Source organism: Undibacterium sp. Ji22W (assembly GCF_049340305.1).
GTDB lineage: Bacteria > Pseudomonadota > Gammaproteobacteria > Burkholderiales > Burkholderiaceae_D > Undibacterium.
In genome coordinates, this window is sequence record NZ_JBMPOU010000002.1 from 1,318,924 (window position 1) to 1,333,050 (window position 14,127).

A 14,127-nucleotide genomic window follows, 5' to 3' on the forward strand; every position below is an offset into this window, starting at 1 on the left:
ATTGGATTATTCGTCTTGTAAAGCGGCTGATAAGTTGAGTGGTAATCCTGGTAAAGGTAAATCGAGTTTTTCTCTTTCACCCAGAAAAATTTGCACCAGTGAGGTAGCAAGCTTTTGCGTACATACGATGACTGGCGTAACGCCGACATTTGTTTGCATATCATCATACATAGTGTGTACGAGTGCACGTTTGGAATTTGGTGTAATTGTTTGTTCACCCCGCCGATACAGTTGCCATACTTTTAGATCAATCATTGGTCGAAATGGTTCCATCAAATCATCGACTAAGCGCATAGCATTACCTTGATTGCTATGGTGCAGCCCCATGGTCGGATGTAATCCGGCGGCGACGATGGCGCGCGCTGTTGTTGCCCGCAAAATCGTATAGCCGTAGTTCAGCATGGCGTTTAGACCTCCTGCTTGTTGATCTCGTCTGAAATCATTGCCGAACAGTAAAGTCCAATATCGTCTTGCACCTTGTGCCTCAAAATTGTCCGGGTCACCAGATCGAACTTTTTTTACTAAAGATGAGAGGGGGATGCTGGCGACATTGGCAGCTTCTAATGCAGCGGCTTGTTGTTGAAGTTTTGATTTAACAATATCTGCCCATAACCGCTTGATCGTCGGTTGGGATGCAGCGAGTTGTGCATCAAATCGCTTGGCTTGCTGGAAGTTGCCTTCAATAGGTAAGAGCATTCCTGCAGCATTGTGATTTTCAGAGCAGAGAACGAAAGGAGCGCAGCGTTCCGCTAAGGCTATCAGTAAATTGTTTGTATAACTTAACCCATGGGCGTTGGCGATGACTGCTGCAATATCGTCTAACGGTACTTGGCCTAGCTCCTTCCGCTCACCCTCCGTGTCCTGAACTACCATAAAGCCGCGCGATAGAAATAGATGTCGTCGATCATCAGCGATTTCTACTATGCGGCCTATCATGATGGCTATTCCTTAAATCCTAGGTCTCGGATTTCTCCAAGAGGCGAGATGGTGATTCGACGAGCTTTTGATTTTTGTAATGATCCAGCCATTTTTGAAACATAGCTGAAGGGATCATCCTTATTTCTGTTGCGGGTATCGACGTTTGCTTCATTAGTGGCAGCCATAAAAATTTGACCATTTCCACTAATAGTCGCAACTCGCATTGTTTGTTCTCTCCCGTCAACTTCTAATCGAACAGTATCGTTGATCATTAAACGCATCGCGAGTGGTTTGCCACAAGTACCATATGTATCGTTTCGAAGTTTCTGAATACCAGAAATTTTTACGATTTGGTATGCGTCATAGGTCGAAACAACTTCGCTTTCCCATTTTCCTTTTTCATTACGAACGATTTCAATACAGTAGTTACTGTCTCCCTTATAACCTTTATAGGGTTTTGGATCGCCATTGTCTAATACGCCATGTCTATCGTTTTGTTTGACATCAGAAAAAGGAATTACTTTGAGATTATCTTCAACACGGATACGTTTGCCATCTTCGAATTTATGCACACTGACCTTGCCATTGCCAATGATGCGGTAGGCAGTGTCATTGTGCATCGCACCTTCATGACTGTGATCGGGTTTATGGCTAACCCAAATGCGCTGTACAGCGCGTTCGACGTGCTCTCGGTAGGTCTCCCAAGGCAACGGCATCGTTTCTACAAGTCGATTGAGTTGCTTTTCGCGGGAGCTAGCTGATGCTTGCGCGAAGCGTTGTAAGAGTCCTTGATCAGTGACACCGATAACACAAGCATCGACTGCATGATGTCGATGGTCGTTACGATTCTTCTCACCGTTCAAACCAAGGATATCGTTGAGTCCAAACTTGGCGCGCAGCATAGCCGTCATTTGTCCAGGAATGACACGTGTATCTGGACAGATTAATTGCACATATTCACGCGCGATTTTGCTCAGATAACGGGTATCGTTGAGCGCACGGGCTAAGAATCCCGCGTCTTCTTTCAACCAACGTTGATAGCCATCTTCACCAAAACGATAGCGTTTAGCTTTAGGCATGTGCGCGGCACGTGCAAGAATGTTTTCATAACTAAAACCTTGTATGTTTTGTTTGCCGAATGCTTCCCAGGGCGTTCGATTTCCTTTGATACGATTAGCTTGGCGTAGTGACACTGTTTTGTTATTGAGACTGTCATCGAGTGTTATCGAAAATGGCAAGATATGTTCGATTTCGACTTCATCGCCGAGCAACATGTGAAGACTGATTTGTACGCCAGAATAAGGGCAACGTCGATCTGCTGGGTCAAAACTCAATTCCTCCCACAGGATCATTTTTTGCAGATCAGTAGACTTTACGCGTTCTTCACTGATGTTCAAAACCTTAGCAGCCTCCGTTCGTAAGCGCGCGTTTCTTCTTTGATTTTCTGCCTGGCGTTTATTCGTTTCGTCTCGTTGATCTTTGCTCTGTTTAAGCTCTCGCGCGACTTCGACGATAACCTCGCTCGGATGACCATAGCGTTTGATGAGAGCATTTATCACCAGCCTAACTTGATTTAATCCTATATGTACGGTGGGATTGGCGATGCGCCCATAACGTTTTTCATCTGAGTGATCTGGATTACCGCTGCCAAAACCAACATGGCGCTGTAGTGCTTGTCCATAGTAAGGTAGCTCATACAAGATTTCGCCAGCCGCAGACGGATGTAGATTGCTGTGGTGTTCAAATTTTGCGAGTATGACTGCTTCGGAGAAGGGAATAACTTGTTTTCGTAGCTCTGGCAAAATGCGATTTAGAGCTAATTTGCTCAGACTACCGTAACCGGGTGGTAGTCCAATACTTGCGATAGATTCAGCCTGCGTTTCACTCACTTCCGTCTGATCTATTAGCCACTGGATGAGTTTTCCAAGATTCTCTTCCAATAAAAGTTGCATGACGATTTCATCTTGTTTCTTTTCATCATAGGAAAACCATCTATCACCAAAGTAATCAGATTTGCTCAGAATCGCACTGGTCGTGTTTCCTTTTAATTCTTGCCTTTTTACATCTTCAATATTAAAAGTGATGTCACCCAAACCAAGTAACTTTTTAATTTGGGTGAAACTGCGTTTGCTGTTTTTTTCCAATGCGTCAACGATGAGATCTCGTTGATCGATGCTGAGAGCCTCTTCTTTCAAACCCTCTTTTAAAATCCTTAGATTATTGACTTCTTGGTAAATTCGGAATCGCTGCGTACTTGGCAGCGCCAGAGGTGCGCGCATTTCATCTGACAACAACGTACAACGACCTGGAATAACAGGTTTTAGATTTCGTTGAAATAATAAAATATTTTTGAGAGAGTTTCTTGCCGCCTCATTAAACAATATAGGATTGAATTCAAATTGTTTCGTCCAGAGTGCATCAAATTCCGCTTCTATCATTGCGCGATCTATGTATAAATCGTAGCTCTTATCAACACGGGTTTTTCCGTCGTCTTTCAATACTTTATTTTCGCGATAGCGAGCACGTACAGTTTGGCCTTGACTATCGCGTTTAAAAAGCCACTCACCAACAGTACGACAGTTCTCCGTAGCAAGCGAGTCGCGAAGTCGATTAATCGCAGTTTTGAGAGCACCGCTATCATTGTCTTTCTTATCGGTCTTTCGATTACTTTTGAAACCACGTCGCTGATTGATGTGAAACAGGGCGCGGGCAAATTCACCTGGTTCTAGAACTTCGTACAATCCTTTTGCACGAAGCTCGTAAGGATTAAGTTTTTCTAATTGCTTGCGTTCGTCTAAATCGAGTGGAAAGAATCCATACTCGACTAAAGCTGCAATCATGCGATTTTTGCGCTTTAAAAGTCGATCACGACGACGTCGCATCGCGCGCGCCTCACGTCGAGTTACTGCGAGAGATGAGCCATCTTTTGGGTTTCTACCGTCGGAAAATATTCTAACTCCAGCTTTGATAACGGCACATGGTTCGTTCTCGCTGTTTAGTCTAATGATTGCCCATCCGAGGGAAGTAGAGCCAAGATCGAGCGCGAGACGGTAAGCCATTTTGTGCAACATAAATCACTCCAAGATCCAATTAAATCAATAAGGGTTTGACTTTAAAGTAAACCTAAATTAAAGTCCAAACCATTAGTTGATTGGGATATGTGCTGTGGACGCTAACAAGCTGAAATATGCACCAAATGAAAAGGCCGCTACATGCGGCCTTTTGCTTTACATGTAAAATTTTTATTGCTGAATTAATGTGAAACCAGTTTAACAGTTTCTCAATTTAAGAAAAACGCTTCGATTGAGGTGGAAAGTCAATCATCCTCGCAAATTTTTACATGTTAAATTCGTCGCTCAAAATTTCTTTTCCTCATGTCGTATTATGTTGCGTAGTTTTAACGACGAAGAAACTGCATTTCAAATGTAGTTGAATGTAAATCTAAATCTCATAGTTTAAATCCGTCGAATTCGATGGGTTTAAGAATCGTATGGTGGTTCAATAGTTAAAATTGCTCCAAAAAAATAGAAAAACCGCTTATCAGTTTTTTATGTGCGGTATCGCACCCTCATCCGATAAACGACAATTTCCACGGCCAATGCGTTCGTTCAATCGTACACGATGTTGCCTGCCATTTTCCTCGACTAAGCCCTAGCCGCGTTTCCGTCGCTATATGGCTGATTGCTGCGTCATGAATTGGGTATGACGCACATTCTTATTCCGAGTTGCTGTCACTCATCTGAATTTCTAGTCTTGTAAGATGACGCAGCCATGACTTCTCTTAGAGCGAATTCTCTACTGCCTGTCACTGAGTCGTCATCTATCTTTCTTACGATTCGTCAGCTTTGTGGACTGAAAGAAACCGCATCGCCGTGGCTTTTGTTTTGCATCTTTGCTTTTATCAAAAACAGAGCTCAAAGACGAGAAATTATTCCACCATAACAATTCCTATTCGGACGAGAAAATGAAACCTCAATTGATGTTAAAGCCACTTTGCTTCATGGTCATACAGGCGATAGCGGTCATGTCGCATGCGGCGGTGATCGATACCAATGTCAGCAATAACAATGAGCTCGACGTGAAAGTCGAAACGGTCACGGTATTAGGTCAAGGACAATCGCGTCAGGTACAAAATATCAATCGCAGTGACTTAACCAAAGTGACGCCTGGTACTAGCCCTCTAAAGACCTTGGACAAATTGCCAGGTGTATCGTTTCAGTCTGCCGATCCATTTGGCAGCTATGAATGGTCGACGCGTTTTAGTGTACGTGGCTTTAGTCAAAATCAATTGGGTTTTACTTTGGATAACGTGCCGCTCGGTGATATGAGCTACGGTAACAATAACGGTCTGCACATTAGTCGTGCGATCTCAGCAGAAAACTTAGGTCGTGTGAGTTTGTCGCAAGGCGCAGGTTCTTTGTCGACGGCATCGACTAGCAACTTAGGCGGCACCGTGCAGTTCTTTTCTGCCGAGCCTAGTGATACGTTTACGTTGAGTGGTGAACAAACATTTGGTAGTAACAAAACCTCCCATACGTTTGCGCGTCTCGATTCAGGAAAACTTGATAGCGGTACAAAATTTGCCTTTAGCGTGACTCGTCATCGCACGGAAAAAACCAAAGGTGCGGGCGAACAAAATCAAGACCAATTCAATTCTAAGTTAGTGCAGAATTTCGGCGATAACCGTTTGGATGCGTTCTTCAATTATTCCGACCGCAAAGAAGTCGATTACCAAGATATGTCTTTGGAAATGACTAAACGTTTAGGTTGGGACTGGGATAACTATGCACCAGATTGGCAGCGTGCTGTAAACGCGGCAAAAGGTATCTTTACTGGTGGCGTTAACAATCTTGATGATGCCTACTATGAAGGAAGTGGTTTGCGTAAAGATAAGCTGGCTGGTGCGACTTTCAGCTGGAAGTTAAGTGATAGCACAGAACTCAAAACAACGGTTTACCACCATAGCAATGAAGGTCAAGGTCATTGGTACACACCTTACACAGCCACTTCGAAGACCGATCCCATTTCGATTCGTACCACTGAGTATGAAATCAATCGATCAGGGTTGATCAGTGATCTGAATATGGACATTGGCATGCACTTCGTTAAGGCCGGTTTTTGGTTGGAAAATAGTGACCATACCTTGACGCGTAATTTTTATGCTGTCACTGATGGATCAAACAAAAATTATTTCCTACGGAATCCAATTGCAACTGGTTTTAAGCAGAACTTTGATACGGCCACGACCCAGTTCTATGTCCAAGATACCGTCGAATTGTTGAACGGAGCTTTGGCGTTGAACTTTGGCTTCAAGACGCCAAAAGTGAAGATCGATGCGAAGAACTTGGTCGGCACACGTGCAGAAGGCTCCATCACTGCCAAAGAAAATTTCTTGCCGCAGGTTGGCATGAAATATCAACTCAGCAAAGAGGATGAAATTTTCGCGTCTGTAACCGAAAACATGCGCGCATATCAACCAGGCGTCTCTGGTCCATTCTCGCAAACGCAAACGGCATTTAATACTAGCGTGGCACAATTGAAGCCTGAGACTTCGACTTCTATCGATCTTGGTTATCGTTTCAAACGTAGCGATATACAAGGCTCCGTCGCGCTTTATCATGCCGAATTCAAAGATCGCTTACTGAATGTCGCTAACTGTGCAGGTATCGTAGGCTGTCCAAATACCTTCGTTAACGTGGGTAAAGTGGCGACCAACGGCTTGGAAGCGGTGCTGATCTGGAAGTTGTCGAACGAATTGTCATGGTTTAATTCCTATACCTACAATGATTCACAGTATCAATCGAACTATCTGGATAAAGTGATCATTCCTGTCAAAGGCAAGCAAGTCGTTGATGCACCTAAGACCATGTTCAATACGGAATTGACGTGGGAAAACGAGAGCTTTTTCACACGTATCGGCACCAAGTTTACGGATAAGCGTTACTACACGTATTTGAACGATGGCAATGCACCATCGTTCTGGTTGAGCAATTTGGCTTTTGGTGTGAAGCAAAAAACTTTGGCTGGTTTGAAAGACGTATCGATTCAAGTCAACGTCACGAATCTGGCAAACACCAAGTACTACAGCACGATAGGCTCGAATGGTTTCGCCACGTCCGATACAACCGGTAGCTTTGCTACCTTGTTGACAGGTGCACCGCGTCAAGTATTTTTGAGTTTGTCCGCGAAGCTGTAAAACTTTTTCAAAGTCAATACTGAAACGAGCGCCGGCTTTCATTAAAAAATGAAAGCCGGCGTTGTTGATTTGAGCACGAAGGATAGAAAACATGAAAAAAATAGTAAATCCCAAATGGTCATTGATCTGCTCTGTGGTCGGGGTCGCATTGATGCCAGCATGGTTGCACGCGCAAACGAGTAGCACTACCGCTACGCGCGACAAAGACACTACGACACCGATCAAACATGTGATTGTCATCGTCGGAGAAAATCGGACTTTTGATAATTTGTACGGTGTATATGAGCCGAAAAAAGGACAGAGTATTGCGAATTTACTGTCCAAAGGCATCGTCAAAAAGGACGGCACACCGGGGCCGAACTTTGCTTTAGCCAGCCAAAAACTAGCAAGTAATTTTGGGACCTACAGTCCGACACCCGAAGTCAATGCAAGCTATACCCATTTGCCGCAGCCTTATGCGGCGGGTGCTTTTGGACAGCGCAAAGATATTCCAGACAATCGCTTCCCTGCAAAGATGCCAAACGGTCCGTTTCAAATCACCCATCACGTCAGCTATGGTGCGCATACCGGTGATCCGATACATCGTTTCTTTCAGATGTGGCAGCAAGTCAATGGCGGCAAAAACGATTTGTTTGTATGGACCGCTGAGACGGTTGGTGTTGGTCCTAGCAACGCACCAGCACCGATAGCGGCGGGGCGTACCTATCAAGGCGCTATCGCGATGGGCTTCTATAATATGGCAACTGGCGATGCACCGTATTTTAAGAAACTAGCAGATACCTACGCCATTTCTGACAACTATCATCAGCCTATCATGGGCGGCACGACCGCGAATTACTTTGCGCTGGCAACCGCAGATGTGGCATTTTATACCGACGGCATCAAGGCGGCGACACCACCAAAGAAGCAGATCGAGAACCCAGACGCACAAGCGAACACGAATAATTGGTACACCGAAGACGGTTATCGTGGCGGCACTTATGTGAAGTGTGCGGATGATCAAGAGCCAGGTGTCATCGGCATCAAGACCTTATTGAAAAAATTGCCCTATCCTGCTTTCAGACAGGGCAACTGCGAACCAGACACCTACTATATGGTCAATAACATGGAGCCAGGATATACGCCACTAGGCGCGGCGATGCCGCTTGGCGATACGATCTTCACGATACCACCGCAAACCATGCCACATATCGGTGACGCCTTAAGCGCCGCTTCCGTGTCTTGGAAATGGTATACCGGCGGTCGTAATGACGGCAAAACCGTCGACAAAGAATATTGCGCCATGTGCGATACACCGAGTTTCTTTACCTCGACGATGACAGGACCGGATAAGGAAAAGCTGCAAGACCTCAGCCAGTTTTACGTCGACGTAAAAGATGCCAAGGCGTTTCCTGCTGTATCTTTTATCGCCCCCTACGACAGCATATCGGGGCATCCTGGTTACGCCACCCAACCCAATTTTGATGAGCTGGTGGCGGACGTGGTGACACGCGTTCAAAGCAACCCCGAGCTTTGGAAAGATACGGTTATCTTAGTGACCTTTGATGAAGGTGGCGGTTACTATGACTCTGGTTATGTTCAGTTGATTGATTTTTTTGGTGACGGTACACGGATTCCATTAATTGCGGTATCACCGTTCTCCAAGAAAGGACATGTTGATCACACTTATTACAATCACGCCTCCATTTTGAAATTCATACAACGTAATTGGCGTTTATCACCGCTGTCTAAGCGCAGCAGGGATAATCTTCCTAATCCGGTGAGCGATAAAAAGAATCCTTACGTACCACTCAATCGCCCGGCCATTGGGGACTTGATGGATTTGTTTGATTTTAGAGCTAAGTAGGCTTGGTACGTCTTGAGCCTAGGCGCGGATTGGTGAAGATGGCATATCCAGTTTGACAGTTTGGGGACTGCCAGCAACCTAACTTAGCGATGAACTTGAATAACAAAAAACCGCCAGTCAGGCGGTTTTTTTGTCTACAGATACGGCACTAGAACATCAATACTTCTTCGCCTTACTAACGCCTTTAACTGTTTCAAAACGGCTACTGCTACCACCGCGTGCTGTTGCTGGTTTTTTGACGCGTGGTGCTGCATCCTTTTCAGCAACACGGCGATTACCACCGGCAATGCGTTCTTTCAAAGGCACTGGTTTGGCATTCACCAACATGGTGCTAGCGCCCATTTCTTTGATGTCTAACTTCTTACCAGCGACCCATACGCCTTTTAAATGCGTGAGGATGTCTTTTGGCATGCCGACTGGCAGATCAACTGTTGAGTACTCGTCAAACAAACCAATATGACCGATCAACTTTGCATCTAAACCAGCTTCATTCGCAATCGCACCAACGATATTACCTGGTGTGACTGCGTGTTGTTTGCCAACTTCGATGCGGAAAGTTTGCATAGGAATTGCGACTTTGCCTTTGCTGTCTGCACGTTTTTTGTCGGCTTTGGCTGGGGCTTCATCGGCTGGGAATGTGGCTGCACGTTCGACGACTTTGTCGAGTTTGCTGCGGTCAGTTTTTTTCTCGAAACTGTCGCTACGTTCTGTACGCTCGGCACGTGGAGCGCGCTCAGTGCGATCGCTGCGTTCGCTAAACTTACGTGGTGCGTCGTCGTTGCTGCTTGCAGCTTCACCATCAGCGCGGATGTTCAGTGCTTGACCCGCGACACGCACGCTCTTTAAATGCGACAACATATCTTTTGGCAAATCTTCCGGTAAATCTAAGACCGTGTAATCGTCGTAGATGTCAATGCGGCCGATATGTTTGGAATCGATGTTCGCTTCGTTCGCAATCGCGCCGACGATATTGCCTGGCTTGACGCCGTGCTCATGACCTACCGCGATACGGAACGTGCGCATGCCAGGTTCAGCAGTACGTGGGCTGTGCTCACGACGTGGACCGCGGCTTTCGCGATCACTGCGGTCGCCAAATCGGCTACCACGCTCATTGCTGTCGCCACGATCGCCACGTACGGGACGATCACCGCGTTCAGTACGGCTGCTACGTGAAGGCGCCTCGTCGCGCCAGCTATCGTCGCTCTTGACTTCGCGTTTATTTTTGTCCAGCAGCAGTGGCTCGTCGCCACGTGCCATCTTCGCTAATGCAGCGGCGATTTCAAATGCAGGGACATTGTGTTCGCTTTCATATTCTGCGATCACGTTCAAGAATTGTTCAAGTTCGCCCTGTGCCAAAGTCTCAGTGATCTGATCTTTAAAACGCGAAATACGCACGTCATTGACTGCTTGTATGGTCGGCAATTCCAAAGGCGACACTTTTTGGCGCGTTGCACGTTCGATCGCTGTTAAGAGATTTTTTTCACGTGGCGTGATGAACAAAATCGCTTCACCGCTACGGCCAGCACGACCAGTACGACCGATACGATGTGTGTAGCTTTCTGGATCGTGTGGTACGTCGTAATTGACGACGTGGCTGATACGTTCTACGTCCAGACCACGCGCCGCGACGTCAGTCGCGACCAGAATATCGATCTTGCCATCCTTTAATTGTTGAATCGTGCGTTCACGTTGTTGCTGTTGAATATCGCCATTGATCGCAGCGACTGAGAAACCACGTGCTGCCAATTTGGAAGCCAGCTCTTCAGTGCCTAGTTTAGTGCGAGCAAAGATGATCATGCCGTCGAAAGTTTCAGCTTCCAAAATACGTGTTAACGCATCGAGCTTGTGCATGCCGCTGACTAACCAATAACGTTGGCGAATATTGTCGGCAGTGCCGGTCTTCGCTGCGACCGTGATTTCGGCAGGCTTGTTCAAATACGTTTGGGCGATGCGCTTGATCACGGAAGGCATGGTCGCGGAGAACAATGCGGTCTGATGACCATCTGGTGTTTCTTTTAAGATGCGTTCTACGTCATCGATAAAGCCCATACGCAACATTTCGTCGGCTTCATCCAGCACCAAGGTTTTGAGCTGAGATAAATCGAGTGAGCCTTTATCCAAATGGTCAATCACACGACCCGGCGTACCCACCACCACATGCACACCACGACGCAATGCGGATAATTGCGGACCATAGCTTTGACCACCGTAAATCGGCAAGACATGAAAGCCAGGAATATGTTTAGCGTAAGTCTGAAATGCCTCCGCCACCTGAATCGCCAACTCACGCGTTGGTGCTAAGACCAGTGCTTGCGGTGCAGTTTGACGAATGTCAATGTTCGACAGAATCGGCAGCGCGAACGCAGCAGTTTTACCTGTACCTGTTTGCGCCTGACCTAAGACGTCACGGCCTTCTAACAAGGTTGGAATAGTTGCGGCTTGAATCGGCGATGGCGATTCGTAACCAACGTCGCGCAGTGCGCGTTGGATGGCTTCACTCAATTGCAGATCGGCAAAGGTGATAGTCGGGGATAGGTTGGCTTCAGACATGGGGCGGGCTCACTAGAGGAACATCGGGTACAAGAGGCGCGTTTCTCGCAGGATACGAAAAAGCATAAGGCCGTAGTTTACTCTTAGATACGGTTTCTACCTAATTGCTTTCACTATTTGACCTTAAAAAACCCTATTTAGGCCCTAAATAGGCGGCTTCGAGATATCAAAAGAATATTTTTGCGGTAAATCTACCTGCCTGCGACGGATTTCTTTGCGGGATGTGTAAACGTTACTAATCATGATTTGAGAGGCTTTTCTCCTTCTATTCGAGCCTATCAAATTGAGGCCGAATGCTATTCTTTTTCCTCAGTGCAAGATGGGTTTTAGTGCCATTGTTGTATCAACTTAGTGTCGTTTTGGCAGGATGGAGTTCGGTATGCTCAAGCTATTTGGTTTGTCGAAGATAAAGTGTGTGCGCTGTGATCATGCGAATCTGGCGAATACAGATTTTTGCGCGCAATGTGGATTGCAATTGGGTAGCCCTACGCATCAGGCCATCATGCGGCAACAACATTGGCTGCCTGCGGATGATGAGATCGCACTTTTTTTTGGTTTGCGCTCTGTCAGCAAGTTGACGCAAAGCGCACTCGAAATACCTGCGCGAGCACGGGCCTTTGTTTTGCAAAATGGACGCAGCCTCGAGTTGTTTGCTGGCGATTACGATGTCGCGGGTTTACAGCGTAAAACCCACGCTTTAGATCAAGAAAAGCCCATACAGATTTTGATTACACGTTCTTTGCCCTTCGCCTTGCATTTTTCCGTAGAAGGCTTACATACGGCAGAATTTTTGCCAGTCAAAGCTGCTTGTCTGATGCGTATCAAAATCGAACAGACAGAGCAATTTGCTAGACATTTTATGGGTGTTGCAGGGCGCTTGACGACGCGTCAGCTCGAGGAATTATTGCTGCCCATGTTGCAGCAATCGATGCAAGCATGGCTTAGCACACAAAGCTTGCGCGCTATTGAAGATCAGTCCGGTTTGCGTCAACAATTGAACGAACACTTGCTGGCGGCAATGAATCAGCAATTGGCTACTTATGGCTTTGCAGCGACGGAAATTGCGGCGCAAGAATTACGCCATGAAAAGCTATCTGCCGAACGCGAAAAGCTGAGTGAGCAAACTATCTTGAAGGGCTTACAGCTCGATGCGCAACAACAGCAAGTTGAGCAAGGCAAGCTGGCCGACGCTTCCTATAGCGAACGTGAATGGCAAAGGATTGCTAAGCAAGAAGAGCAAGTCCGATTGCGCTACAGACATGAAGAAATGCGTCAGCAATTTGGTAAAGATCTGGGCTGGCTGTATTTGCAGGGCGAACATGATAAGGCGAAGAAACGCCTGAGTCGTGCCAAGTTGCAGCAAGATGAATCTGAACGTTTGCAAACGATACGTTTGCGCGAATTAGCGCTGTATGCGCAAGTGGCTGAAGCGGCGACGCGTCAACAGGCGCTAGACCGTGGTGCCGCAGAAACTATTCGTGCGCTTGAACATCACTTAAAAAATCAATCTGAACAACGCCAGAATGAGGCGGATCAATGGTTGCATGTGCGAACCTTGGCGCGCATCAAAATGCGTTCGGAATCGGAACTGACGCAATTGCATAGCGCACAGGCGGCGCAATTATTGCAGCAAGAAATTGCACAACAAATTCAAAAGAATCAATTGCAACATGAGATTGCGCAGTCCTATTTGATTGCCGATCAACACGAACAGCAACAAACGGCACAATATGCCGCCCAAGCGCAGCGTGAACAAAAACTGCGGCAGCAACAGGCAGAACAAGCACTGGAAGACGAGCGTCAAAAGAATCGCTTGATCGTCATCAGTTTGGAGACTGAAGTCAGAGCACGTGAATTTCAGCGTATGCAGGATTGGGAACAAGAATTACACCAACAACGTCAGCGTGATTTGCAACGTGAAGCGCGTGTGAAAGATGTTGATACCGATTTGAAAGTGGCACAAACCCGAGATCAATTGGTGAGTTTGCAACGGCAGGAAGAACACGCACGCGCTCTGGCGCAGCAAGAAAAATTATTACGGACGATAGAAGCGCATGGCCGCTTTGAACAACAGGCGCAAGATCGGCAACTGCAAGCGATACAAAGGGAACGCGATCATCAATTGTTTTTAGCGAAAGCGGAGATTGAACGCATGAGCGCGATCGCCAATTTTAGCGAAACCGGCAAGATCGCTACCGCCGACATCGGTAATGCGGCGGCACTCGCCGACATCATGAAATTGCAGACGCAGGCGAATATGAGTGCGGAGCAGATTTTGGCAACGCAGGCCGGGCAATCTGCGCACGCTGCGCAGGCGATGAGTGCGATGGCCCAGATACAGCAAGGCATGAGTCTGGAGCAAGCCATGAAAATGCTGCAAGAACGATTGAATGATGAGCGCGAACAAAGAGAAACTGATCTGCAAAGACGACATCAAATTGATTTGACTATGGCACAGGGATTTGGTCAATCGCGCAGTGCCTGGCAATTTGGCGGGCAGAAATAGAGTTGCTTGGGTGAGCAGAAATTGGGTTGACGCTAAGCTTCCAATAAGCTTCCAATAAGCTTCCAATAAGCTGCAGCTAAGTCGAAATCTGCAGTCCATTAGTTGTGTATC

General features: G+C 46.6%; 6 protein-coding genes. 3 read left to right on the forward strand and 3 right to left on the reverse strand.

Annotated features, from left to right (window positions below):
- Positions 1–6: 6 nt before the first annotated feature.
- Together cas1 and cas9 are read right to left on the reverse strand one after the other, a co-directional pair.
- Complete coding sequence (cas1, locus tag ACO0KW_RS12355; protein ID WP_423053371.1) at positions 7–936, reverse strand: type II CRISPR-associated endonuclease Cas1; 930 nt, start codon at positions 934–936, stop codon at positions 7–9.
- A 5-nt stretch (positions 937–941) separates the two neighbouring features.
- Complete coding sequence (gene cas9, locus ACO0KW_RS12360) at positions 942–3,989, reverse strand: type II CRISPR RNA-guided endonuclease Cas9 (protein ID WP_423053372.1); 3,048 nt, start codon at positions 3,987–3,989, stop codon at positions 942–944.
- An 893-nt stretch (positions 3,990–4,882) separates the two neighbouring features.
- On the opposite strand from cas9, the gene ACO0KW_RS12365 reads away from it, so the two are divergent.
- Both ACO0KW_RS12365 and ACO0KW_RS12370 read left to right on the forward strand, forming a co-directional pair.
- Positions 4,883–7,114 carry a TonB-dependent receptor gene (locus ACO0KW_RS12365; RefSeq protein ID WP_423053373.1) on the forward strand — a complete coding sequence of 744 codons (2,232 nt, stop codon included), beginning with the start codon at positions 4,883–4,885 and terminating at the stop codon, positions 7,112–7,114.
- A gap of 91 nt (positions 7,115–7,205) precedes the next feature.
- Positions 7,206–8,960, forward strand: coding sequence for an alkaline phosphatase family protein (locus ACO0KW_RS12370; RefSeq protein ID WP_423053374.1), 1,755 nt, complete (start codon positions 7,206–7,208; stop codon positions 8,958–8,960).
- Between the two features lie 156 nt (positions 8,961–9,116).
- On the opposite strand, the gene ACO0KW_RS12375 is transcribed toward ACO0KW_RS12370, so the two are convergent.
- Complete coding sequence (locus ACO0KW_RS12375; RefSeq protein ID WP_423053375.1) at positions 9,117–11,510, reverse strand: DEAD/DEAH box helicase; 2,394 nt, start codon at positions 11,508–11,510, stop codon at positions 9,117–9,119.
- A gap of 379 nt (positions 11,511–11,889) precedes the next feature.
- Here ACO0KW_RS12375 and ACO0KW_RS12380 point away from each other — a divergent pair, with 379 nt between their 5' ends.
- Positions 11,890–14,016 carry an SPFH domain-containing protein gene (locus ACO0KW_RS12380; protein ID WP_423053376.1) on the forward strand — a complete coding sequence of 709 codons (2,127 nt, stop codon included), beginning with the start codon at positions 11,890–11,892 and terminating at the stop codon, positions 14,014–14,016.
- Positions 14,017–14,127: the final 111 nt, after the last annotated feature.

Bases quoted from the DNA above. Each gene is read 5' to 3' on its own strand.
- cas1 (WP_423053371.1), bottom strand. From the start codon at position 936: ATGATAGGCCGCATAGTAGAAATCGCTGATGATCGACGACATCTATTT.
- cas9 (WP_423053372.1), bottom strand. From the start codon at position 3,989: ATGTTGCACAAAATGGCTTACCGTCTCGCGCTCGATCTTGGCTCTACT.
- ACO0KW_RS12365 (WP_423053373.1), top strand. From the start codon at position 4,883: ATGAAACCTCAATTGATGTTAAAGCCACTTTGCTTCATGGTCATACAG.
- ACO0KW_RS12370 (WP_423053374.1), top strand. From the start codon at position 7,206: ATGAAAAAAATAGTAAATCCCAAATGGTCATTGATCTGCTCTGTGGTC.
- ACO0KW_RS12375 (WP_423053375.1), bottom strand. From the start codon at position 11,510: ATGTCTGAAGCCAACCTATCCCCGACTATCACCTTTGCCGATCTGCAA.
- ACO0KW_RS12380 (WP_423053376.1), top strand. From the start codon at position 11,890: ATGCTCAAGCTATTTGGTTTGTCGAAGATAAAGTGTGTGCGCTGTGAT.